Raw genomic sequence first — 23,988 nt, forward strand, 5'->3', positions numbered from 1 at the left:
TTTAGTTAGCTATTTCACTGGTAAATTTAATACGCATCAATCGCAATTCATCATCATCATAGTCTCCGTCAAACTCATCTAAAGCTTCTTGAATTTTATCAGTTTCAGCTTCCATAAAATAATCATGAATTTCTTCCTGCTGATCTTCATCAAGTAAGTCATCTACAGCATAATCGATATTTAACTTAGTTCCAGAAAATACAATAGCCTCCATTTCTTTTATCAACTCAGACATTTCTAAACCTTTAGATTTTGCAATATCCTCTAGAGGTAGTTTTCTATCTGTATTTTGAATGATATAAAGTTTTAATCCAGAATTTACTCCTGTACTCTTAACTATTAAATCATCAGGACGCATAATTTCATTGTCTTCCACATATTTTGAAATGAGTGCAACAAAATCTTTACCGTATTTTTTAGCTTTTCCCTCTCCAACACCATGAACTTTTGCTAATTCATCTAATGTTACAGGGTATTTTAATGCCATGTCATCTAAAGATGGATCTTGAAAAACAGCAAAAGGCGGAACTCCTAAACGTTTTCCCACAGTTTTCCTTAAATCTTTCAACATCGCTACCAACTTATCATCTACTCCTCCTACAGACTTTTCGTTAGTTATAATAGTACCATCATCCGCTGTTTTATAAACATGATTTTCTGTCATCATAAACGATGATGGATTTTTTATAAACTCTTTACCTTCTTTAGTTAGCTTTAAAACACCATACTGCTCTATTTCTTTTTTAATTAAATCCGCCACTAGTACTTGACGAATTAAAGCCATCCAGTAATGGTTGTCTTTTGCTTTACCAATACCGAAAAAAGGTTGAATATTTGTTTTGTGAGACTTTAATAATGCATTTTCTTTACCAATTATTGTATTTACAATTTCTTTTGGCTTATACATTTCGCTAGTATCTCTAATAACAGAAAGTAAGGTTACAACTTCATCTTTGGCTTCATGCTTTTTCTTAGGATTTCGCATATTGTCATCCATATCAGCACCTTCTCCATTTACTTCATCAAATTCTTCTCCAAAATAGTGAAGTAAGTATTTACGCCTGTTCATTGACGTTTCTGCATACCCAACAACTTCTTGTAAAAGAGCATGTCCTACTTCTTGTTCTGCTACAGGCTTGTTAGCCATGAACTTTTCAAGCTTTTCAATATCTTTATATGAGTAAAAAGTTAAACAATAACCTTCTCCTCCATCACGACCAGCTCTACCTGTTTCTTGGTAATAACTCTCTAAACTTTTAGGAATGTCATGGTGTATTACAAAACGAACATCAGGCTTGTCAATTCCCATACCAAAAGCAATTGTAGCTACTACAACATCACAATCTTCCATCAAAAACATATCTTGATGCTTAACACGTGTTTTCGCATCTAAACCTGCATGGTAAGGAACTGCATTTATTCCGTTTACTTGTAAAATTTGCGCTATTTCTTCTACTTTTTTACGACTCAAACAATATATAATCCCTGATTTACCTGGTCGTTGCTTTATAAAGCGAATAATATCTTTTTCTACCTCTTTAGTCTTTGGTCTAACTTCATAGAATAAATTTGCCCTATTAAAAGATGCTTTAAATACATTCGCATCCGTCATTCCAAGAGTTTTAAGAATATCCTCTTGTACTTTTTCTGTTGCAGTTGCAGTTAAACCAATAATTGGCACATTATCAATCTGCTTAATAATATTTCTTAGATTTCTGTATTCAGGTCTAAAATCGTGCCCCCATTCAGAAATACAGTGTGCTTCATCAATCGCTACAAATGATATTTTTTGCCTCCTAAGGAATTCAGCATATTCTTCTTTAATTAAAGATTCAGGAGCTACATACAATAACTTTGTAATTCCCGATTCAATATCTGATTTTACCTGGGCAATCTCCGATTTGTTTAACGAAGAATTTAATACATGGGCTATCCCATGATTTTCAGAAATTCCTCTAATGGCATCCACTTGGTTTTTCATTAAGGCAATTAGTGGTGACACCACAATTGCTGTACCTTCCTTCATCAAGGCCGGTAATTGATAACATAGCGATTTACCACCACCAGTCGGCATAATAACAAATGTGTTTTTATTTTCTAACACACTGTTAACTACATCTTCTTGTAGTCCTTTAAACTGGTTAAATCCGAAGATTTTTTTTAATGATCCATATAAATCCGTCTGCTCTTTATTCATCTTCTAATATCAAAAATTAAAAACGAGAACTAATTTACAAAAATTCCCAACAATACATAACGTAAACTTTCTTTTTATTAAAAAAGATTTTCTTCTCAAATATTCCTATTTTTACACTTTAAAAATATACTTAAAACTTTTTTAACTTGAAAGACGCAAACGCTATTCTCTCAACCGCAAAAGATACTATTCTTTTAGAAAGTAATGCTATTGCTAATTTAGCAAATTTATTAAATAGCTCGTTTACGGACGCTGTTAATTTTATATTTAATTCAAAAGGGCGTGTTATTGTAACTGGTATTGGAAAGAGTGCCAATATTGCTACTAAAATGGTAGCTACTTTTAACTCAACAGGTACACCTGCTGTTTTTATGCATGCTGCTGATGCTATACATGGTGATTTAGGTAATGTGCAGGATGATGATGTGGTGATTTGTATTTCTAAAAGTGGGAACACTCCTGAAATAAAAGTGTTGGTACCATTAATTAAAAACTATAACAATAAAATTATTGCTATAACAGGAAATCCTGATTCTTTCCTAGGAAAAAATGCCGACTTCCTTTTAAATTCTTTTGTAGATAAAGAGGCTTGTCCTAACAACTTAGCTCCTACAACAAGTACTACAGCTCAATTAGTTTTAGGGGACGCTTTAGCCGTTTGTTTATTAGAATTAAGAGGTTTTACCAGTAGTGATTTTGCAAAATATCACCCTGGAGGAGCTTTAGGAAAACGTCTGTATTTAAGAGTTTCTGATCTTATTAAAAATAATGAATTACCAAAAGTAAAAAGTACAGATAAAGTTACTCAAGTAATTGTTGAAATATCAGAAAAACGCTTAGGTGTAACTGCCGTTGTTGATAATGATAAAATTGCAGGAATTATTACCGATGGAGATATTCGTAGAATGCTAAGTAAAACGACAAAAATAGACGAGCTTACTGCTGCTGATATTATGAGTACTACCCCAAAGACAATAGACGTAGATGCTATGGCTGTTGAAGCTTTAGATACTTTAGAAAACAACAATATTACCCAAATTTTAGTTACTGATGCAGACAACAATTATGTAGGTGTGGTACACTTACATGATTTAATTAAAGAAGGAATATTTTAAGATGGCAGAAAAGGAAATGTCTTTTTTAGACCATCTTGAAGAACTAAGATGGCATTTAGTAAGGAGTTTTGCAGCTATTTTTGTAGTAGCAATCGTCATTTTTGCAAACATTAATTTTGTTTTTAATGAAATTCTTTTAGCTCATTTAAAGCCTGATTTTGCAACGTATCAATTCTTTTGTAAAGTATTTTCTTCTATTGGAATTGATAGTAGTTTTTGTACGATTAAATTTAAACAAACACTTCAAGCTTTAAATCCTACTCAACAATTGATGACAGGGATTTGGTCTTCTCTAATTTTAGGGTTTGTAGTTGCCTTTCCATACATTTTATGGGAGTTTTGGCGATTTATAGCTCCTGGGTTGCATGAAAGCGAAAAGAAAAAATCAAAAGGTTTTATTTTCACCTCTTCTTTTCTGTTCTTTCTAGGGATTTTATTTAGCTATTACGTTATTTTACCAATGTCTGTATACTTCTTTTACAACTTTGAAATATCAGACGCTATACAAAACAATTTTAAGTTAGAGGCTTACATTAGCCTTATTACAAATACATTATTGGGTGTTGCTATATTTTTTGAACTTCCTGTCGTTATTTTCTTCCTAACTAAAATAGGATTAATTACACCAGAGTTTTTACGAAAATATCGTAAACATGCATTAGTCGTGGTATTGGTATTATCTGCTATTATTACTCCACCAGATGTGGCTAGCCAAGTAATTGTATCAGTACCTATCATGATTTTATATGAAATGAGTATTTATGTATCAAAATTTGTCTTAAAACAACAACAAAAGAATGTCACAAAAAGTCCAAGAGTTTAACGACTATCGTGCTAAAATGAACGAAAAGATTTTAGCATCAGATAATAAAGTAATCAAACGTATTTTCAACTTAGATACCAATGCTTTTACCGAAGGGCATCTACCTGTTAAAACTAAAGAATTATTAGGTTTAGTAGCGTCTGCAGTATTACGTTGTGATGACTGTATTGCTTATCATTTAAAAACAGCCCACCAAAATGGTGTTACCAAAGAAGAAATGATGGAAACTATGAGTATTGCCACACTAGTTGGTGGAACTATTTTAATTCCTCATTTACGAAGAGCTGTAGAGTTTTGGGAAGCATTAGAAAACGAAGCTTAATTTATACATATATTGATTTAAGAAGTTTTTAAGAAACAGTTTTGTTACTTTTATACTTTAATCAATTCCATTTTCAACAATAATAAATGAAGTTAAGAGCAGACAACATACAAAAGATATACGGTAGCAGGAAAGTAGTAAAAGGAATTTCTTTAGAAGTTGAGCAAGGTGAAATTATTGGATTACTTGGTCCTAACGGAGCAGGTAAAACAACCTCTTTCTATATGATTGTAGGTATGATTAAACCTAACGATGGTCACATTTTTCTAGATAATGAAGAAATTACTACTGATGCAATGTATAAACGTTCTCAAAAAGGAATTGGTTACTTAGCACAAGAGGCTTCTGTTTTTAGAAAACTTTCTGTAGAAGATAATATTATGTCAGTTCTTGAATTTACTGATAGAACTAAAGCTGAAAGAAAACAACGCTTAGAAGAGTTAATAGATGAATTTAGTTTAGGACATGTACGTAAAAACCGCGGTGATTTATTATCGGGTGGTGAGCGTCGTAGAACAGAAATTGCACGTTGTTTAGCTTCTGATCCTAAATTTATTTTATTAGATGAACCTTTTGCTGGTGTCGATCCAATTGCTGTAGAAGATATTCAAGGAATTGTAGCACAATTGAAAAATAAAAATATTGGTATTTTAATTACCGATCATGATGTGCAGGCTACTCTTGCAATTACTGATAGAACTTACCTAATGTATAATGGAGGGATTTTAAAAGAAGGAACTCCCGAAGAACTTGCTGAAGACGAAACTGTTCGTAGAGTATATCTTGGAAAAGATTTTGAGCTTAAGAAGAAAAAATTCAATAATCAAGCTGTAACACAAAATCACTTCATAATTGAGAATGCAAAAGAAGAAGATCTTTTCTCCTCTTTTTCTAAAGTTTATCATAACCAAAACTTAAAAGATGGTTTTAAGCTGTATAGAAAAAAAGGGAATACTAATTCTTTTCTTGTTATACCTGCAGATAATATGAGTTTCATCGATTTCTGTAATTTATGCATTGATATAGAAGGTTTAAATGTAAAAGGGAATATCAAAGTGTCTGATCATAGCTATAAAAAAATAGCTAATTATAATGATTGGTGTAACTTTGAAATAGGTTCAGATAAAGTTACATTAACCAATAGAAATAACGAAAGCTGGGACATCTACAAAAAAGGAGATTTTATGAAAAATAAACTTATGGATAAGGTCTTTGCTGAAGATAAAATATCTTTAGAAAATTATCATTTCATAAGTAACATTTTTGAACCTCAAAAAAACACCTAAAAAATAACTTTCAAAATCAAAACAAAAAAACACGTTGATTCACTCACAACGTGTTTTTTTATTTTATTTAAGATGTAACTTACTCTATTTTGAAGAGAGCTTTTTATCTGAGTTATTTACAATAGACAATACTACATATGATAGTATAATCATTGGAATGGCAACAATTTTTAAAGTGATAATTAATATAATTGATAAAGCTAAAAACACATACTTAATCACATTATCTTTAAAATAAAAATTTTTAAATTTCAAAGAGAATAATGGTATCTCAGCATTCATTAAATACGTAAATAACACTGTAATCAGTATTAAAAAATATTGATTTTCAATAAAACTTATTAAAAACGATTCTTTATCAAACTGAGCTATTAATGGTAAAGAAATCACAAACAAACTCATAGCTGGTGTTGGTACTCCAATAAAACTATCTGATTGGCGCTCATCAATATTAAACTTCGCTAAACGGTATCCTGCTCCTAATGTTAGCAATAAGCCTAAATAAGGCAAATTACTTCCTGTTGCTCCATATTCATCAACTCCAAAGTATCCAACAGCATCTATATCTAAAGCATTTACCAACATTTGCATCATTACAATCCCTGGTACTACCCCGCTTGTTACCATATCAGCTAAACTATCTAACTGTTTACCTAATTCACCTTGTACCTTTAACATACGAGCTGCAAATCCATCAAAAAAATCAAAAAGTATCCCTAGCATTACCAAAATTGCCGTGGCAAAAAAATCTCCTTTAATTGCAAAAATGGTAGCAATAGTACCACATAACAAGTTTCCTAAGGTTAATAAATTTGGAATATATTTTTTGACGTTCATAGTATTCATAAATTTACAGCTAAAATAAGAAATCATTCAATGGCTTTTACATTTTAGCTATTTTTTGTCATCTTTGTGTAAAAAGCTATTACATAGTATTATGCCAATTATCTCAGATACATTCTCTCCTAGCCTCCCATTTAAAAGTGCTCATTTCAACACTGTTTATCGTCCGTTATTCATGAAAGACACCATTGAATATAAACGAAAAAGAATTACAACGTGGGATGCTGATTTTATTGATTTAGACTTTTCTTTCGTGGAATCTAACACTATTGTGTTGTTAATTCACGGATTAGAAGGTAGTTCTCAGTCAAATTATATGATTACAACATCTAACCATCTAAACAGTTTAGGTTTTGATACAGTCTGTATGAATTTAAGAGGTTGTAGCGGAGAAGATAATTTACTTTTAGAAACCTATCATAGCGGAAAAACAGACGATGTTAGTTTCATCATTAAATACTTAAAAAACCATTATGATTATGACAATATTATAATCACAGGGTTTAGTTTAGGTGGAAATCTAACTTTAAAATATTTAGGAGAATACAGTGATATTCCTTCAGAAGTTAAAGGAGGAATAGCTGTATCTGTTCCTGTTGACTTAACCTCTTCTCAAGCTGAACTAAATAAATTAAAAAACAAAATTTACCTAAATGAGTTTTTAAAAACTATGAAGTTGAAGCTCTTACAGAAAGCAAAAAAGTTTCCTGACTTCAAATTAAATAAAGAACTCTTATTTAAAGCTAGTAAATTTAGACATTTAGAAAAACAGTACACTGTACCTGTTTTTGGCTTTGAAAGTTCCGAGGATTATTGGCTAAAAGCAAGTGCTAAGCCTTTTATTCCAGAAATTAAGGTTCCAACATTACTTATTAATGCTTTAGATGATAGTTTTTTATCAAAAGAATGCTACCCTATAAAAGAAGCTAAGGAAATGAAAAACTTTTATCTCTCTACACCAAATTATGGCGGACATGTAGGTTTTATGTCTTCTTTTTCTAGCACAGAAAACAGATGGTTAGAACAACGTATTTCAAGATTTATAAATGAAACTCTTGGAATTGAATATTAAACAATAACCTTAAAAATACCTAGTTATATTAATCGGATTTATGATATTTGTAAAACACCGACATTAATTTTCTCTCATACTTATGATAATAAAAAAATATGCATTTCTTTTTCTTTGTTTATTATGTATTAATCAAGCTTTTTCTCAAAGAGTTAATACTTTAGGTTTATCAAAATTTTCTCAAATAAGTATCATTACTTCAGGACCTGGAAAAGCTTTATATGAGAAGTTTGGGCATACAGCTATTCGAGTAAAAGATCCCGTTTTACAACTAGATCTTCTTTACAATTATGGAATTTTTGATTTTGATGACCCTAACTTTTATGTAAACTTTACCAAAGGTTATATGAAATACAAGTTAGCTCGCTATCCTTTCCATTTATCTTTAAAGAGTGCTCAACAAGATAAACGTTGGGTGAAAGAACAAATTTTAAACTTAACGCAACAACAAAGAAATGATTTTTTTCAGTTTTTAGAAACAAATGTTCTCCCTGAAAATGCAAGTTATTTTTACGATCCTTTTTTCGATAACTGTGCTACCAGACCTCGTGATATAATTCAAAAGGTTACAGGAGATAACTTAGTTTTTAAGAATAATTTTGTTACGAAGGATTTATCGTTACGACAATTGATGAATAAAGAAATTAATCCAAACACTTGGGGTAGCTTAGGAATTAATATAGCTTTAGGAAGTAAGTTAGATAAAATAGCAGCTCCAAAAGAATACTTATACTTACCTGATTATGTTTTTGAAGCTTTAAGTGTATCAAAAATTGTTAAAGATGAAAAAGAAGAAAATTTAGTTAGGAAAACAAATGTTTTACTCGATTTTGAAGAGAAGGAATCCAAAAGTGATGTTATTAATCCCTTTTTAATAATTTTAGTATTTTCCTTATTTGGAATATTTATTACATATAAAGACTTTAAAAACTCTAAAAGAACCAAATGGTTTGACTTTATTCTGTTTTTTACAACTGGTGTTTTAGGTTTGCTAATTGTTTTTTTATGGTTCTTTACCAACCATTCAACTGCACCTAACAATTTTAACTTTTTATGGGCATTTGCACCTAACTTAGTTGTTGCTATCTTTTTATTGAAGGAAATTCCACCAAAATGGATATACGGTTATTGTATCGTTTTATTAATTTTTATACTAATTATTCCTTTTATATGGCTATTTAGTATTCAATTATACACGTATCCTATGATTCCTCTATTTTTGTTATTAGGAACTCGCTATTTCTTTTTACAAAAAGCTTTGAAGAGCTAGTTCATATCCTTGTAAACCAAAACCAAAAATAACTCCTTTCGCATTAGGAGCTATATAACTAGTATGGCGAAACTCTTCTCTAGCATGTATATTTGAAATATGCACTTCAACTACAGGGGTTTCTACACCTTTTACAGCATCACCAATACCTACAGATGTATGAGTATAGGCTGCTGCATTTAGAATGATACCATCATAATCAAAACCTACTTCATGTAATTTATCTATCAACTCCCCTTCTATATTCGATTGAAAATACTCTAAATTTACATTAGTGTAATTATTTTTTAATTTTTTAAAATAATCATCAAAAGAACTTGCTCCATAAATAGTTGGTTCACGCTTCCCTAATAAATTCAAATTAGGTCCATTAATTATAATTATTTTTTTCATTACTAATATTTTCTAAAGTAAAAATACTCTTTTTAACTTTTAAGCATAAAAAAAGGAAGCAAATTTGCTTCCTTTTTTTACTTATTATTGAGTTTCTTATTATAAAGAAAAAGAATAAGTTCCTCCAATCCCTACTGTAGAAGCTGTAGCACCATCAAGAGCAACACCTGTATAATCTACGTGTAAAGTAATTTTTTCACTTACTTGGTAACCTACTATTGGTCTATAGTAAAAACCACTATCAACTCCAGAAGGTCTAACACCAATTCCGTAACCTAAATCAGCACCAACAACAAACTTCTCAGCTACATTGTAACGACCAGCTACAGCTACAGGTAAGAAAGCTATATCAGCTCCTTCTCCTTGGAAGTGTACATACGATACAGATGGTCCTACTTTAAAACCTTCTGCTACATTAAATAAATAATTAGCTTCAATAGCTCCAGTTACATCAAAACCATCAGCATCACCTACTGGTAAACCAATAGTACCACCAACGTTTAATTGTCCTTCTTGTGCATTAACAGCTAAACCTAAAGCCATCATAGCAACTACTAAAAATTTTTTCATAATTTTTGTTTTATAAGTTTTATTTTGAGCCGGCAAAGATACACCTAAATAAAGTTTTAACAACTGATTTTTTCAATAAAAAAGATATAAAACACATTTAAAATCTTAAAACATTGATAATCAAACAAAAAAAAGGAAGCAAATTTGCTTCCTTTTTTGAAATTCTATGTATAAATAATAATTACCAAGCGTATCCTAAAGAAACATCTAACCTTGGTAAAAATCCATCAATACTAACAGTAGTTCCTCCTGTTGCAGAAGCAGAAACGTATTGTGCTCCAAAAATTAAATCTAAAGCAAAACCTGAATCTCCTACACCAAATACCCATTGGTATTCAACTAAAGCTCCACCAGAGAAAGTAGAAAAACCTATATCTTCTCCTGAATTATTTTCTGCTGAAGCAGAAGAATAATTTACAAAAGGCGCAGCATACCATCCTCTTGGAGCATCTTTATCAGAAGAAAAGTAAAATTTATATTTACCTTCAACTCCAATAGCACTTGTACTAATTTTTTCTGAACCAGAGGTAACATCAGCACCAGCATAAGATAATCCAATTTCAACAGCTCCTTTGTCAGAAACAGCTCTTTCATAAGATAATTCAGCTGTTTCAATAGCTAATCCAATAAGGTTAACCTTAATAACATTCTTCTGTGCGCTTGCTGTAACAGCAACCATAGCAACTACTAGTAATAATTTTTTCATAATTTTTAATCTTATTAATTATAATTTTGTGAGAAAATAGTTTTATTTTAATTTTTTAACTTTTTTTTATAACAAAAAAAACACATTTTATACTTAATGAACTGGGAACAAGCTATATCTGATTATACTAACTTTTTAAAAATTGAGAGAGGCCTTTCAAAAAACTCTATTGATAGTTACCGAAGAGATGTAAAAAAATTAGACTTATTTGTTAGTAATTTAGAACCTAACCTTTCTCCTATTCATATTACTCAAAAGACAATCCAACAATTTATTTATGAAACAAGTAAGAATATCAATGCTCGTAGTCAAGCCCGTTTAATTTCAGGATTACGTAGTTTTTTTGACTTTCTAATCTTTGAAGATTATCGAAAAGACAACCCTACAGATTTAATAGAGAGCCCAAACATTATAAAAAAATTACCAGACACTTTAGAAAAAGAAGATATTGACAAATTAATTGATGCCATTGATTTAAGTCACTCTCAAGGAGAACGTAACAAGACCATTATTGAAACCATTTATAGTTGTGGTCTTCGTGTAAGTGAATTGATTAACCTACAGCTTTCTGATTTATTTTTTGACGAAGGTTATATTCAAGTTCTTGGGAAAGGAAATAAATATCGTTTTGTTCCTATTCATATTACCACTATCCATAGGCTAAACTTCTATATTAATGAAATCAGGTCTCAAATTATTTCTAAAAAGGAAGATGAAGATATTGTTTTTTTAAACAGAAGAGGAAAGCGCTTAACCCGACAAATGATTTTTATCATTTTAAAAGAATTAGCTCAAAAAATCAATCTAAAAAAAAGTATTGGCCCGCATACCTTAAGACATTCTTTTGCTACACATTTACTAAAAAATGGAGCAGATTTACGTGTTATTCAACAGTTATTAGGACATGAAAGCATCACTACTACAGAGATTTACGTACACTTAGACAATAGCTACCTTAAAGAAGTTGTTGAATTACATCACCCTAGAAGTAATTTGAATTTAAGCGAGGAAGAATAAACGAAACTATCGGATACAAAAAAAGGCAAGCTACCTACATCACACCGCTACGACCTAATACCCTTGCTGCGTTCCCGCCCTGGGGGATTCAAAGGGAGCTGGTTGTGTAGGACTTGCCGAGGCAAATTTACAACCATTTTTTTATAAAAAACAACAAATTTTGCATAAAAAAACTGTAACGTTTCTAAGTTTTTGAATACTAATAGTTTGTTGTTTATATTTTTTTCTTTTGACAGGATAAAATAAACATAACATTAAAAAAGAATATATTTGTATCACTAACTAAATTCACACAATGGAAAATCAAGCAAAAAGTAAAAACATTATCTTAAACTACGGATTATATTTAGGAGGTGCTTCTATTTTAATAGCACTTATAAAATATGCATTAGGAATGCAATATAAACAAGAATTTATTTCAGGTATTGCAGGTTTTATAGCTCTTGTAGCTTTTATTATCCTTGGTATACGAAAATATAAATCTAATAATAATGAACTCATTTCATTTGGAAAAGCATTAAAAGTTGGATTAGGTATTACGTTAATAGCTACATTAATTATTATAGTTTATTATGCCATTTTTGCTTTTGTAATAGAACCTAACTTTATGGATAATACTATAGAGATGCAAAAAGTTGTTTGGGCAGACAGCTTTGGAATGACTCCAGAACAAATAGAAAAGAGTGAAAAACAATCAAGAAAATTCTTTTTCCTTTCTTTATTTGGTGGCGTATTTATAATGAATATGTTCTTGGGCGGAGTAACTTCTCTTATTGCTGGAGCTATTATGAAAAAAACAGAAGAAGACCAATATTAAAAATAGTTTAAAGAAGTTAAAGTTTTACATAAAAGTAATACTTCGTAACTTTACCTTTTTAAACATTGAACAAAATATATGGATATATCGGTAGTAATACCACTTCTTAACGAGGAGGAATCTTTACCAGAATTATACGATTGGATTGCAAAAGTTATGCAGTCCAATCAATTTTTATATGAGCTTATTTTTATTGACGATGGAAGTACTGATAATTCTTGGAGAATAATAGAAGAATTATCACAAAAACATCAAGAAGTAAAAGGTTTACGATTTCAAAGAAATTATGGTAAATCCCAAGCCTTAGATGCTGGATTTGCTTTAACTAAAGGGGATGTAGTTATTACGATGGATGCCGACTTACAAGATAGTCCTGATGAAATACCTGAACTATACCGCTTAATTACTGAAGAAAATTTCGATTTAATTTCTGGATGGAAAAAGAAACGATACGATAATGTCGTTACCAAAAATATTCCCTCAAAATTATTTAATTGGGCAGCTCGAAAAACTTCAGGATTAAAGTTACACGATTTTAATTGTGGATTAAAAGCTTATAAAAATGAAGTTGTCAAAGCAGTTAAAGTTAGTGGTGAAATGCACCGCTATATTCCTGTATTGGCAAAAAATGAAGGATTTAATCGCATTGATGAAAAGGTAGTACAACACCAAGCTCGTAAGTATGGAGTAACTAAGTTTGGAATGGATCGTTTTGTAAACGGTTTTTTAGACTTAATTACCATTTCATTTCTTTCAAAATTTGGAAAAAGACCAATGCACTTTTTTGGTCTATGGGGAACATTAATGTTTATCTTTGGTTTCTTCTCAGCATTCTTCATAGGAGCTATGAAAATATACCAACTTTCTACAGGAGTAAAAGCTATATTGGTTACCAGTAACCCATGGTTTTATATAGCCTTAACCTCAATGGTTTTGGGTACTTTACTTTTTTTGGCTGGTTTTCTAGGTGAGTTGATCATTAAAAGTAATCCACATCAAAAACATTATATAATCAAAGATAAATTGAACTTTTAAACCCGTATCTTTGTACGTTTTATAATTTGACACATGGAAGAGATTTTAAACAAGGCCAAACAATGGCTATCTGACACTTTTGATTCTGAAACACAGAAAGAAATTCAACAGTTAATTGATGTTAATGCTAGTGATTTACCCGATCGCTTTTATAAAAACTTAGAATTCGGAACAGGTGGAATGCGCGGAATAGTAGGTGCTGGTACCAACCGAATAAATAAATACACCTTAGGAAAAGCTACTCAAGGATTGAGTAATTACCTTAACAAAACATACCCAAAGAAAACAATAAAAGTAGCTATAGGTTATGATTGTCGTCATGACAGTGAATGGTTAGCTAAAGTAGTAGCAAACGTACTTTCAGCAAATAATATTCAGGTATTTTTATTTGAAGATATACGCCCTACTCCAGAATTATCTTTTGCGGTAAATTATTTAGGATGTGACGCAGGAATAGTATTAACAGCTTCTCACAATCCACCAGAATACAATGGATATAAAGTGTATTGGAATGATGGTGGTCAAATAGTTCCACCACATGATACAGAGATCATCAATGAAGTAAATTCTTTAGCCTTTTCAGAAATCAATTTCAACTCAAAAAAAGAATTAATTACTTCAATAGGAAGTGAAGTTGATGAAGCTTTTTGGAAAGCTTCTTTAGCAAATGGAACTTTTAATGTAACAGGTCGTAAAAACTTAAAGATTGTTTTTACTTCTTTACACGGAACCTCTATTAAATTAATTCCTGAAGTTTTAAAACGTGCAGGATACACCCAGGTCCACATTGTTGAAGAACAAGCAACTCCTGATGGTAGTTTCCCTACAGTTGATTCTCCTAACCCAGAAGAACCTGCTGCTCTTAAAATGGCAGTTGATTTAGCTAATAAAATTGATGCTGACATTGTATTAGGAACCGACCCAGATTCAGACAGAATTGGAATTGCTGTTCGTGATACTGAAGGAAATATGAAATTACTAAACGGAAATCAAACCATGAGTATGATGACCGATTTTTTAATCAATGATTGGAAAAAACAAGGTAAGTTAAACGGAAAACAATTTGTAGGTTCTACTATTGTTTCTACCTATTTAGTGAATGAAATTGCAGATTCATATGGAGTTGAAACCAAAGTTGGATTAACTGGTTTTAAATGGATTGCTAAAATGATTAAAGATCACCCTGAACTTAATTTTATAGGTGGTGGTGAAGAGAGTTTTGGTTATATGGTAGGCGATTTTGTGCGTGATAAAGATGCTGTTACCTCTGCCCTACTAGCCTGTGAAATCGCTTCTGATGCTAAGTCTAACAATAGTTCTTTCTATAAAGAATTATTAAACTTATATACACGTCATCATTTTTATAAAGAGCATTTAATTTCTTTAGTAAAAAAAGGAATGGATGGAGCGCAACAAATCAAACAAATGATGGTTGATTTACGTAATAATCCATTTACTGAAATAGATGAATCAAAAGTAGAATACCTGTACGATTATCAATCCTCTGTTAGAAAAAACCTAATTACTGGTGAAGAAACAGCAATTGACATTCCTAAATCTAATGTATTAATCTATCAAACCCAGGACGGAACTAAAATTGCTGCTCGCCCAAGTGGTACAGAACCTAAAATCAAATTTTACTTTAGTGTTAAAAGTAAACTAAGTGATATTTCAAATGCTAAGGAAGTAGAAAAAGAATTGAATAATAAAATTCAACGAATTATAAAAGAATTAAACCTATAATGGACTATTTTAAAAAGATTATTAAATATGCTATTCCATATAAAAAGTATGGATATTTAAATATATTATTTAATATCTTATATGCTCTTTTTTCAACTCTTTCTTTCTTGGTATTAATGCCTATGTTAGAGGTTATTTTTAAACCAAATACTATTAAAATAATTGAAAAACCAGTTTTTGAAAACATAACAAAAATAATTGACTATTTTAAGGCAAATGTTTCTTATTATGTGTATGAAATTGCTGGTGATGATAAATCAAAAACACTAATGGTTGTTGTAGGTTTAGTTATAACTACATTCTTTTTTAAGAATATTTTTAACTACTTAGCCATGTACTTCATTACTTTCTTAAGAAATGGTGTTTTAAAAGATATTCGAAACGATTTATACAGAAAGACTATAGAATTACCTATCTCCTATTTTTCTGAAAAAAGAAAAGGTGATACTATGGCTAGAATTGGAACTGATGTATTGGAAATTCAGCATTCATTTTTATCTATTTTAGAAATGTTAGTAAGAGAGCCTTTAACTATTATTTTCACGATCACCGCAATGATAGCTATTAGCTTTAAACTTACTCTTTTTGTTTTTGTTTTTATTCCTATTTCTGGCTATATAATTTCTTTAATTGGAAAAAGCTTAAAACGAAAGTCTGATAGTGTACAAAAAGAGCAGGGATATTTTTTATCACTTTTAGAAGAAACTTTAGGAGGACTAAAAGTAATTAAAGGCTTTACTGCAGAAAAAGAATTTCAACAAAAATTTGAAAAATCAACCAATCGTTTTTACCACTTTTCAAACACACTACTTAATAGAACAAATTTAGCTAGTCCAGCTAGTGAGTTTTTAGGAATTGGTGTTATCGCTGTATTGCTTTGGTATGGAGGTATATTAGTTTTAGAAGAAGGCACCTTACAAGGAGAAGATTTCATTGCTTATATGGGATTAGCTTATAATATTTTAACACCTGCCAAAGCTATTTCTAAAGCTAGTTACGGAGTTAAAAAAGGAAACGCTGCTGCTGAACGTATCTTAGAAGTTTTAGAAACTGAAAACCCTTTAAAAGATACGTCAAATGCTATTGATAAGAAGACTTTTGACTCAGAAATTTTAATAGAAAATATTTCTTTTAAATATGAAGACAACTACGTTCTAAAAGATTTTTCACTTACTATACCCAAAGGAAGAATGGTTGCTTTAGTTGGGCAATCTGGAAGTGGTAAATCCACTATAGCAAACTTATTAACGCGTTTTTATGACGTTAATAAAGGTGCTATCGAAATAGATGGTATAAATATTAGAAATATCAAAAAACATTCACTCAGACAATTAGAAGGTTTAGTTACACAAGATTCTATATTGTTCAATGATACAATAAAGAATAACATTACCTTGGGAATTGAAGGTAAAAGTGATGAAGAAATCATCGAAGCTGCAAAAATTGCCAACGCTCACGAATTTATAAAAGATTTGCCAAACGGTTATGACACCAATATTGGTGATAGCGGAAATAAGCTTTCAGGTGGTCAAAAACAACGTTTAAGCATTGCTCGTGCTGTTCTTAAGAACCCTCCAATCATGATTTTAGATGAAGCAACTTCAGCTTTAGATACGGAGTCTGAAAAATTAGTACAAGACGCTTTAGAAAAAATGATGCAAAACAGGACTTCTGTAGTCATTGCACATCGTTTATCTACCATTCAAAAAGCAGATTTGATTGTAGTTATGCAAAAAGGAAAAATTGTAGAGCAAGGAACTCATAATGAACTTATATCTAAGAGTGGAACTTATAAAAAACTTGTAGAAATGCAATCTTTAGGATAACAAACTAAAAAAGAGAAGCATACTGCTTCTCTTTTTTTTTAAAACTCTTTTATTATTTATTGGCTCACTTTTAAACCTAACTGAACTCCTTTTTCTAACATAAATTGATACGAAGCATCATGTTCATTGGGAATTTTACCATCTAAAATAGCTTCTTTTATAGCTTCTTTTATCTGACCAATTTCCCTACAAGGTTGTAAGTTAAAGGTTTTCATTATTTCTTCTCCTGTTATTGGTGGTTGGAAATTACGAACCCTATCGCGTTCTTCTACTTCTTTAATTTTTTGACGAACTATCTCAAAATTTTTATGATATCGCTTAAATTTCTTCGGGTTTTTAGTCGTGATGTCTGCTTCACATAAAGTCATCAATGATTCTACATCATCACCAGCATCAAAAATTAAACGACGCACTGCAGAATCCGTTACTTCACTTGCTAAAACAATCGGACGAGAGCTTAACATCACCATTTTCTGAACAAACTTCATCTTGTTATTCAATGGCATTTTTAAACGTTTGAATAGTTTATATACCATTTTTGATCCCACAAACTCATGTGAATGGAATGTCCAGCCTATTTTTTTGTGATAACGTTTTGTAGGAGCTTTACCTATATCATGTAACAACGCTGCCCAACGAAGCCAAACATCATCCGTATTTTGTGCAATATTATCAACTACTTCTAGTGTATGATAAAAATTATCTTTGTGTTTTTGTCCTTCTACTTCCTCTACTCCTTTTAAAGCGATTAATTCTGGTAAAATTCTTTCTAACAACCCTGTTTTTTCCAATAATAAAAAACCTATAGAAGGCACTGGAGATTCTAAAATTTTATTCAACTCAACTACAATACGCTCACGAGTAATAATATCTATTCTTGGAGCATTTTTTGTAATTGCGTTTAACGAATTTTCTTCAATAGTAAAATTCAATTGGGTAGCAAAACGAATAGCACGCATCATTCGTAGTGGATCGTCAGAATAAGTAATGTCTGGATTTAAAGGTGTTCTAATAATTTTTGCTTCCAAATCTCCTATACCACCAAAAGGGTCTAATAGTAATCCAAAATCTTCTTCATTTAAACTCAATGCTAATGCATTAATTGTAAAGTCTCTTCGGTTTTGGTCATCCTGTAAAGTACCTTCAGAAACTTTAGGATTTCTACTCTCTTCCGAATATGATTCTTTTCGGGCACCTACAAATTCAATTTCAACATCTTTAAAACGTAACATCGCTGTTCCGTAGGTTTTAAACACTTGAACTTTAGGTTTATTAGGTAGTAACTCAGCTACTTTTTGAGCTAATTCTATTCCGCTACCAACAGCTACAACGTCAATATCTTTGGCTGTTCCTCGTTTTAAAATAAAATCACGTACAAAACCACCAATTACGTAACTTTCTAGTTGTAACTCTTTAGCTGCTTTGGATATATATTGAAATATTTCTGCGGAAATTGCTTCCTTAAAATATTGTTTTTGCATACAATTATTCTCTAATCACTATAATAGCCTCACCTTCAATTTTTAAAATAGTTGAAGACTTTTCTGCTACTTTCTCTTGATGCAAATTTACCACATAATCTACACTCTTTAAAATTGCTTGGCTTATTTCTGAAAATGATTTAGGAGTTGGTTCTCCACTTACATTTGCTGAAGTAGAAACTATAGGCTTACCAAACTCTTTAATTAGCTGAATACAAAACTCATCCTGTGGAATTCGAATAGCAATCGTATTATCAGAAGCAATGGTATTCGGTGCTAACCCTTTCGGTTTATTGTAAATTATAGTAGTAGGCTTTACCGATGTCTTTAAAATTTCTAAAGCCTTTTCAGGTATATTTGCCACATGGTTTTGCAACATTTCAATAGAGTCAACCAAAATAATTAGACTCTTCGATTCTTCCCTATTTTTTAATTGGTAAATTTTTTTAACAGCGTCTTCATCAGTTGCATCACAACCTAGTCCCCAAACTGTATCTGTTGGGTATAAAATAGTTTTTCCTTCATTTAAAAAATTCAGTATACTAGCTATCATTACTTAATTAATTTAGCCTTTCTTAATGAGGATAGCATTATTCTTTTTAACATTTCTAATGTTTTTACAAAAGTCTTAATATAGTTAACGAATACCTTTAAAACAGTATCATCACTTTTTGCTTTTTTAGCATAATATCCTTTCATAAAATCTCTTATACCTAAAAATGTTATTTCTTTTGTTGGTATTTTATCCCTTACTATTTTAAAATAGGTTTTATGTAACGCTCTTGTATTTTGGTATAATGAAACTCCATCATTAACTTTTCTATATCTAAAAGTAGAATACGGTAAGTATTTGAATTTTAAGTTTTTTACAGCACACTGAATCCAAAAATCGTAATCTTCAAAAGTTTTTAAACTTTCATCATAACCTCCTACTTTTTCCCAAGCACTTTTCTTAAAGAATGAACACGCAGGAATATTACTTTCAAACCACAAAGCTATTTTATTAAACTCATGATTTTTTTGTACTTTATTAATATCTCCAAAGTATAAGAAATCTCCATATAAAACATCTATTTCATTGTTTTTTATAAGATACTCTATAAATATATTAAAATCTTTATGTAATACATCATCTGAATCTAAAGAAAATATATATTTTCCTTTAGCTAACTTAATACCTTCGTTTCTAGCAAAACCAGGACCTCCATTTCGTCTATTCTCTATCAAATATTTAGTGTCATTAATGCTAGATAAAAAACTTAAAGTATCCTTATTATCTGAACCATCATTAATAATTATAATTTCACTGGTAATAAATGAAGGTATAAACTTTAAACTCTCTAAACACTCTTTTAAAAACTCAACAGGTGTGTTATAAACGGGTATTATAATGGATAAAAACATGTTATTTAACTAAAAATGAAAGTTTTACTTTATTAAAATATTAATTAGATAAAAATTATTCTTATTTATTAAGAATTTTATTCTATTCTTAATCAATAAAGGTAATTTAATTGCTTTTCTCTTTAAACTATCTATTAAATACGAAAAACCTTTTTGTTTATTTCCCCAAGAATCTTCCCACCAGTGAATACAGATAGTTTCTGGTTTAACACATTCTTTAGTAAACTTTTCATTCCACGCAAAAGGAAAAAAATATTCTGTTGGAAGTAATAAAACATCTTTTAAATGCTGTTTTTTATACTCATTTAGTCCATAATTTAATAATACTTTAGATACAATTGGAGGCCCTCCCATTGCATTAAAATTCAAGCGTTGCTTTTCTTCTGTTGCTTTAATACAGTCTAAAATAAAACCATTTCCTTTTTCTCCTCCAATAACAGCAGAATTTAATGGATACTTTTCAGACTCTAATGTTCCTTGAAAACCAACAAAAGCTTTTTCATTTAATAAATGATCAAAAGTAGTGAGCATCTCAATATCTGTATCAACATAAATTCCTCCTTCTTTATATATAGAGTACAACCGAACATAATCAGTTATAAATGACCATTTTTTTTGTTTATAAAGTAATTTTAAAAAAGGTAATTTATCAAAAGGGGTATTGGTTTCATCCCACTTCTTTATAGTATAGTCAGGTAATTTTTCTTCCCAAGAAGCAATACATTTTTTTATTGTTTCATTATACTCACCTTTACCATACCAACAGAAATGTATAATTTTTGGAATCATTTAATAATTGTATTTTTGACCGAACAAATCTACAATAATATTTACACATGAATATAAGTGGCCTAGTAATTACTTTTAATGAAGAAGCTAACATTAAAGATTGTATTATTTCTTTAAATAGGGTATGCGATGAAGTGATTATAATTGATTCTTTTAGTTCTGACAAGACTGTTGAAATTGCAGAGTCTATGGGAGCTAAAGTTTATTTACAAAAGTTTTTAGGAGATGGACCCCAGAGAGTACATGGACTACAATTTTGTAAAAATGATTGGATTTTAAACTTAGATGCAGATGAACGTTTAGATGAAGATAGTTTTAAATTTATTAAGAGTGGAAAATATTTAAATGAACCTTATGACGCTTATAACTTTAGACGTAAAAACTTTTTAAAAGACCAGCCTATTAATTTTGCTGGGTGGTACCCTTCTTATACATGTAGGTTTTTTAACAAGCAAACCGCTAAACCTGCAACTACAAAAGTTCATCAAAGTATACAAGCCACCAATTTAAAAACAACCAAACTTCATTTATTACACTTTGGTTGGAAAGATTTTCATCAGATTATAGGAAAATACAACTTGTACACTACTTGGCAATCTGAAGAATATTTTGAACAAAACAAAAAAGTAAACTTCTTTACGCCCATAGGGCACGGATTATGGTCTTTCCTACGTTGTTATATTCTTAAAAAAGGTATTTTCCATGGATTAGACGGAATTACATTTTCTATGATGCAAGCCTTTTTCTCTTATATGAAATATGCAAAACTTAGAAAATTATATGAAAACAATAAAAAAGGGAAGATTTAAAATCTTCCCTTTTTTATACTATTTATGTTTTCTTAAACCGCCACATCATACTCTCTAAGAGCATCATTTAACGAAGTCTTTTTGTTTGTACTTTCTTTACGCTTACCTATAATTAAAGCACAAGGAACTTGATACTCCCCTGCTGCAAACTTCTTGGTATAACTTCCAGGAATTACTACCGAACGTGCAGGAACAACTCCTTTCATTTCAACTGGTTCATCACCTGTTACATCAATGATTTTAGTACTCATTGTTAATACTACATTTGCTCCTAAAACCGCTTCTTTCTCTACTCTCACTCCTTCAACAACAATACAACGAGAACCGATAAACGCTCCGTCTTCAATAATTACTGGTGCTGCTTGTAAAGGCTCTAAAACCCCTCCAATTCCTACTCCTCCAGATAAGTGTACGTTTTTACCAATTTGTGCACAAGAACCTACAGTTGCCCAAGTATCAACCATGGTTCCTTCATCAACATACGCTCCAATATTTACATAACTAGGCATTAAAATAGTTCCTGCTGAGATATAGGCTCCATGACGAGCTACAGCATTTGGTACTACACGAATTCCTTTCGCTTCGTAACCTCTTTTTAATGGAATTTTATCGTGATATTCAAAAATACCAGCCTCTAAAGTTTCCATTTTTTGAATAGGAAAATATAACACTACTGCCTTTTTTACCCATTCATTTACTTGCCATCCATTGTCTGTTGGTTCAGCAACACGTAAATCTCCAGCATCTAATAAATCTACTACTTTTCTAATAGCATTAATCGTAGTTTCTTCCTTTAATAAATCGCGGTTATCCCACGCTTTTTCTATAATTGATTGTAATTCTGTCATTTTTAATAATATTTTTCAGCAAAAATAAAGTTGCTTTCAACAATATACCGCGAAGATACATTTTTTAAACAGATATTTCTTCCTTGTTTAATTTAGCTACCTTTGCAAAAACTTATAGAATGGGCAGGATATTAGCCATAGATTTTGGAAAAAAAAGAACAGGAATTGCTGTAACCGATGAGCTTCAAATTATTGCTTCGGGTTTAACAACTGTAAACACCTCTGAACTTATCACATTTTTAAAAGAGTATACTCAAAAAGAAAATGTTGAACTTTTTTTAGTTGGAAAACCAAAGCAGATGGATAATTCTGATAGTGAAAGTGAAGTGCTCATAACTCCTTTTCTTCAAAAGCTTGAAAAAACTATTCCTTCTATCCCCATAAAACGTGTAGATGAGCGTTTTACCTCTAAAATGGCTTTTCAAACAATGATTGATAGCGGTTTGAAGAAAAAACAACGTCAAAACAAAGCTTTAGTAGACGAAATAAGTGCTACAATCATCTTACAGTCGTATTTATACAACAAATAATTTTCTACCAAAAGCATTCTTTGTATTTTTGCATTCCTTAAAATTAAAAAGTAAATGATTTTACCCATTGTAGCATACGGAGATCCCGTTTTACGTAAAGTAGGAAAAGAAATCGATAAAGACTATCCGCAGTTAGACAAATTAATTGCTGATATGAGAGAAACTATGTACAATGCTAACGGACTTGGTTTAGCGGCTCCTCAAATAGGAAAAGACATCCGTTTATTTGTTATTGATGCTTCTCCTTTTGCAGAAGATGACGATATAAGTGAAGAAGAAAAAGAAGTTTTCAAAAACTTTAATCGCGTATTTATCAATGCTAAAATTATTGAAGAAGAAGGTGACGAATGGGCTTTTAACGAAGGATGTTTAAGTATTCCAACCATTAACGAAGATGTTTTTCGTCAAGAAAAAGTTACTATTGAATACCAAGATGAAAATTTTGAAAAACACACAGAAACGTTAAGCGGATTACCTGCACGTGTTTTTCAACATGAATATGACCATATTGAAGGAATTTTGTTTACCGATAAACTTTCTTCTTTAAAAAAGAGATTAATTAAAAAGAAATTAGACAATATTTCTAAAGGGAAAGTAAACGCTGGATATCGCATGCGTTTTCCTAATGCTAAAAGATAATAGTTATACACTAAAAAAACATTAAGACATGGAATTTAACAAAATTATAGCTGTAACAGGTAAGCCAGGTTTGTATGAAATCTTATCACAAACTAAAACAGGAGTTATCGTAAAATCTATTGTTGACGGTAAACGTTTTCCTATTACTGCTACTCATAACGTAAGCTTATTAGAAAATATCGCTATTTACACGTACGAAGAAGAAGTGCCTTTAGCACAAGTACTTAAAAATATTGCTGATAAAGAAGATGGTAAAGAAGCTATTTCTCACAAAGAGAGCGCTAATAAATTAACTACTTATTTTGGAGAAGTATTACCTGGATTTGATGAAGAACGTGTGTACGCTTCAAACATTAAAAAAGTAATTCAGTGGTACAACATCTTAGCGAAAGCTGAATTTGACTTTAGCACGTTAGCAGAAGCTGAAGAAACAACTACAGAAGAAGCTTAAAT

At 30.7% G+C, this 23,988-nt stretch carries 24 protein-coding genes, 1 other RNA gene and 1 pseudogene; 15 read left to right on the forward strand and 11 right to left on the reverse strand.

What is annotated here, in order from left to right; genetic code table 11:
- Nucleotide 1: 1 nt before the first annotated feature.
- A complete protein-coding gene (locus VBY68_RS03450; RefSeq protein ID WP_124588797.1) occupies nt 2-2,197 on the reverse strand; it encodes a RecQ family ATP-dependent DNA helicase in 2,196 nt (731 codons plus the stop codon).
- A gap of 146 nt (nt 2,198-2,343) precedes the next feature.
- Between VBY68_RS03450 and VBY68_RS03455 the strand changes: the two genes are divergently transcribed.
- The 4 genes and pseudogenes from VBY68_RS03455 to lptB all read left to right on the forward strand — a co-directional run.
- Complete coding sequence (locus tag VBY68_RS03455) at nt 2,344-3,312, forward strand: KpsF/GutQ family sugar-phosphate isomerase (protein WP_099214326.1); 969 nt, start codon at nt 2,344-2,346, stop codon at nt 3,310-3,312.
- Nucleotide 3,313: 1 nt separating this feature from the next.
- Entirely contained in the window at nt 3,314-4,135 is an 822-nt protein-coding gene (gene tatC / locus VBY68_RS03460; protein ID WP_099214325.1) for a twin-arginine translocase subunit TatC, read from the forward strand.
- Nucleotides 4,110-4,457 carry a carboxymuconolactone decarboxylase family protein gene (locus tag VBY68_RS03465; RefSeq protein WP_099214324.1) on the forward strand — a complete coding sequence of 116 codons (348 nt, stop codon included), beginning with the start codon at nt 4,110-4,112 and terminating at the stop codon, nt 4,455-4,457. The genes tatC and VBY68_RS03465 overlap by 26 nt, the downstream gene beginning before the upstream one ends.
- 86 nt (nt 4,458-4,543) lie before the next feature.
- Nucleotides 4,544-5,272, forward strand: a pseudogene (gene lptB / locus VBY68_RS03470) (LPS export ABC transporter ATP-binding protein); the annotation flags it as partial.
- Nucleotides 5,273-5,827: 555 nt separating this feature from the next.
- Here lptB and VBY68_RS03475 read toward each other — a convergent pair.
- A complete protein-coding gene (locus VBY68_RS03475) occupies nt 5,828-6,580 on the reverse strand; it encodes a CDP-alcohol phosphatidyltransferase family protein (protein WP_099214323.1) in 753 nt (250 codons plus the stop codon).
- 100 nt (nt 6,581-6,680) lie between these two features.
- Here VBY68_RS03475 and VBY68_RS03480 point away from each other — a divergent pair, with 100 nt between their 5' ends.
- Both VBY68_RS03480 and VBY68_RS03485 read left to right on the forward strand, forming a co-directional pair.
- Nucleotides 6,681-7,658, forward strand: a complete 978-nt coding sequence (locus tag VBY68_RS03480) for a YheT family hydrolase (protein ID WP_099214322.1) — start codon at nt 6,681-6,683, stop codon at nt 7,656-7,658.
- 82 nt (nt 7,659-7,740) lie between these two features.
- Nucleotides 7,741-8,928, forward strand: a complete 1,188-nt coding sequence (locus VBY68_RS03485; protein ID WP_121146900.1) for a lipoprotein N-acyltransferase Lnb domain-containing protein — start codon at nt 7,741-7,743, stop codon at nt 8,926-8,928.
- Here the strand turns inward: VBY68_RS03485 and aroQ are convergent.
- The 3 genes from aroQ to VBY68_RS03500 form a co-directional block, all read right to left on the reverse strand.
- Nucleotides 8,905-9,321 (reverse strand): type II 3-dehydroquinate dehydratase, encoded by a 417-nt coding sequence (gene aroQ / locus VBY68_RS03490; protein ID WP_121146901.1) that lies wholly within the window; start codon nt 9,319-9,321, stop codon nt 8,905-8,907. The two genes, VBY68_RS03485 and aroQ, sit on opposite strands and share 24 nt — an antisense overlap.
- A gap of 99 nt (nt 9,322-9,420) precedes the next feature.
- The gene (locus VBY68_RS03495; RefSeq protein ID WP_147431708.1) at nt 9,421-9,891 is read right to left on the reverse strand and encodes an outer membrane beta-barrel protein; all 471 of its coding nucleotides are present in this window, start codon (nt 9,889-9,891) and stop codon (nt 9,421-9,423) included.
- Between the two features lie 181 nt (nt 9,892-10,072).
- Nucleotides 10,073-10,597 carry a DUF3575 domain-containing protein gene (locus tag VBY68_RS03500; protein ID WP_121146903.1) on the reverse strand — a complete coding sequence of 175 codons (525 nt, stop codon included), beginning with the start codon at nt 10,595-10,597 and terminating at the stop codon, nt 10,073-10,075.
- Nucleotides 10,598-10,693: 96 nt separating this feature from the next.
- On the opposite strand from VBY68_RS03500, the gene xerD reads away from it, so the two are divergent.
- Complete coding sequence (xerD, locus tag VBY68_RS03505) at nt 10,694-11,614, forward strand: site-specific tyrosine recombinase XerD (RefSeq protein WP_121146904.1); 921 nt, start codon at nt 10,694-10,696, stop codon at nt 11,612-11,614.
- A gap of 20 nt (nt 11,615-11,634) precedes the next feature.
- On the opposite strand, the gene ffs is transcribed toward xerD, so the two are convergent.
- Nucleotides 11,635-11,733: signal recognition particle sRNA small type (ffs, locus tag VBY68_RS03510), an RNA gene on the reverse strand.
- 176 nt (nt 11,734-11,909) lie between these two features.
- Here ffs and VBY68_RS03515 point away from each other — a divergent pair.
- The 4 genes from VBY68_RS03515 to VBY68_RS03530 all read left to right on the forward strand — a co-directional run bounded on the left by VBY68_RS03515 (nt 11,910) and on the right by VBY68_RS03530 (nt 17,035).
- Nucleotides 11,910-12,431, forward strand: a complete 522-nt coding sequence (locus VBY68_RS03515; RefSeq protein ID WP_415268884.1) for a DUF4199 domain-containing protein — start codon at nt 11,910-11,912, stop codon at nt 12,429-12,431.
- A gap of 78 nt (nt 12,432-12,509) precedes the next feature.
- The gene (locus tag VBY68_RS03520) at nt 12,510-13,466 is read left to right on the forward strand and encodes a glycosyltransferase family 2 protein (protein ID WP_415268885.1); all 957 of its coding nucleotides are present in this window, start codon (nt 12,510-12,512) and stop codon (nt 13,464-13,466) included.
- 33 nt (nt 13,467-13,499) lie between these two features.
- Nucleotides 13,500-15,209 carry a phospho-sugar mutase gene (locus VBY68_RS03525; protein WP_415268886.1) on the forward strand — a complete coding sequence of 570 codons (1,710 nt, stop codon included), beginning with the start codon at nt 13,500-13,502 and terminating at the stop codon, nt 15,207-15,209.
- Nucleotides 15,209-17,035: an ABC transporter ATP-binding protein gene (locus tag VBY68_RS03530; protein WP_415268887.1), complete on the forward strand. Its 1,827-nt coding sequence runs from the start codon at nt 15,209-15,211 to the stop codon at nt 17,033-17,035. The genes VBY68_RS03525 and VBY68_RS03530 overlap by 1 nt, the downstream gene beginning before the upstream one ends.
- Before the next feature lie 56 nt (nt 17,036-17,091).
- Here VBY68_RS03530 and VBY68_RS03535 read toward each other — a convergent pair whose 3' ends face one another.
- Genes VBY68_RS03535 through VBY68_RS03550 form a run of 4 tightly spaced genes read right to left on the reverse strand, consistent with a single transcriptional unit; the run spans nt 17,092 to nt 20,709 of the window.
- Entirely contained in the window at nt 17,092-18,516 is a 1,425-nt protein-coding gene (locus VBY68_RS03535) for a CCA tRNA nucleotidyltransferase (protein ID WP_273695111.1), read from the reverse strand.
- A gap of 4 nt (nt 18,517-18,520) precedes the next feature.
- On the reverse strand, nt 18,521-19,069 hold the full coding sequence (locus tag VBY68_RS03540; RefSeq protein WP_415268888.1) for an L-threonylcarbamoyladenylate synthase: 549 nt from the start codon (nt 19,067-19,069) through the stop codon (nt 18,521-18,523).
- Nucleotides 19,069-19,920 carry a glycosyltransferase gene (locus tag VBY68_RS03545; protein ID WP_415268889.1) on the reverse strand — a complete coding sequence of 284 codons (852 nt, stop codon included), beginning with the start codon at nt 19,918-19,920 and terminating at the stop codon, nt 19,069-19,071. Before VBY68_RS03545 ends, VBY68_RS03540 begins: the two co-directional genes overlap by 1 nt.
- A 24-nt stretch (nt 19,921-19,944) precedes the next feature.
- Nucleotides 19,945-20,709, reverse strand: a complete 765-nt coding sequence (locus VBY68_RS03550) for a glycosyltransferase family 32 protein (RefSeq protein ID WP_415268890.1) — start codon at nt 20,707-20,709, stop codon at nt 19,945-19,947.
- Nucleotides 20,710-20,756: 47 nt separating this feature from the next.
- On the opposite strand from VBY68_RS03550, the gene VBY68_RS03555 reads away from it, so the two are divergent.
- On the forward strand, nt 20,757-21,518 hold the full coding sequence (locus VBY68_RS03555) for a glycosyltransferase family 2 protein (protein WP_415268891.1): 762 nt from the start codon (nt 20,757-20,759) through the stop codon (nt 21,516-21,518).
- Nucleotides 21,519-21,550: 32 nt separating this feature from the next.
- On the opposite strand, the gene VBY68_RS03560 is transcribed toward VBY68_RS03555, so the two are convergent.
- A complete protein-coding gene (locus VBY68_RS03560; protein WP_028891899.1) occupies nt 21,551-22,366 on the reverse strand; it encodes a 2,3,4,5-tetrahydropyridine-2,6-dicarboxylate N-succinyltransferase in 816 nt (271 codons plus the stop codon).
- 119 nt (nt 22,367-22,485) lie between these two features.
- Here VBY68_RS03560 and ruvX point away from each other — a divergent pair, with 119 nt between their 5' ends.
- Genes ruvX through VBY68_RS03575 form a run of 3 tightly spaced genes read left to right on the forward strand, consistent with a single transcriptional unit; the run spans nt 22,486 to nt 23,986 of the window.
- Complete coding sequence (gene ruvX / locus VBY68_RS03565; protein WP_028891898.1) at nt 22,486-22,896, forward strand: Holliday junction resolvase RuvX; 411 nt, start codon at nt 22,486-22,488, stop codon at nt 22,894-22,896.
- A gap of 54 nt (nt 22,897-22,950) precedes the next feature.
- A complete protein-coding gene (gene def, locus VBY68_RS03570) occupies nt 22,951-23,535 on the forward strand; it encodes a peptide deformylase (RefSeq protein WP_099214309.1) in 585 nt (194 codons plus the stop codon).
- A gap of 28 nt (nt 23,536-23,563) precedes the next feature.
- A complete protein-coding gene (locus tag VBY68_RS03575) occupies nt 23,564-23,986 on the forward strand; it encodes a DUF5606 family protein (protein WP_273695109.1) in 423 nt (140 codons plus the stop codon).
- The last annotated feature ends 2 nt before the right edge of the window (nt 23,987-23,988 follow it).

Source organism: Tenacibaculum ascidiaceicola (assembly GCF_047470925.1).
GTDB classification, from domain to species: Bacteria; Bacteroidota; Bacteroidia; order Flavobacteriales; family Flavobacteriaceae; genus Polaribacter; species Polaribacter discolor.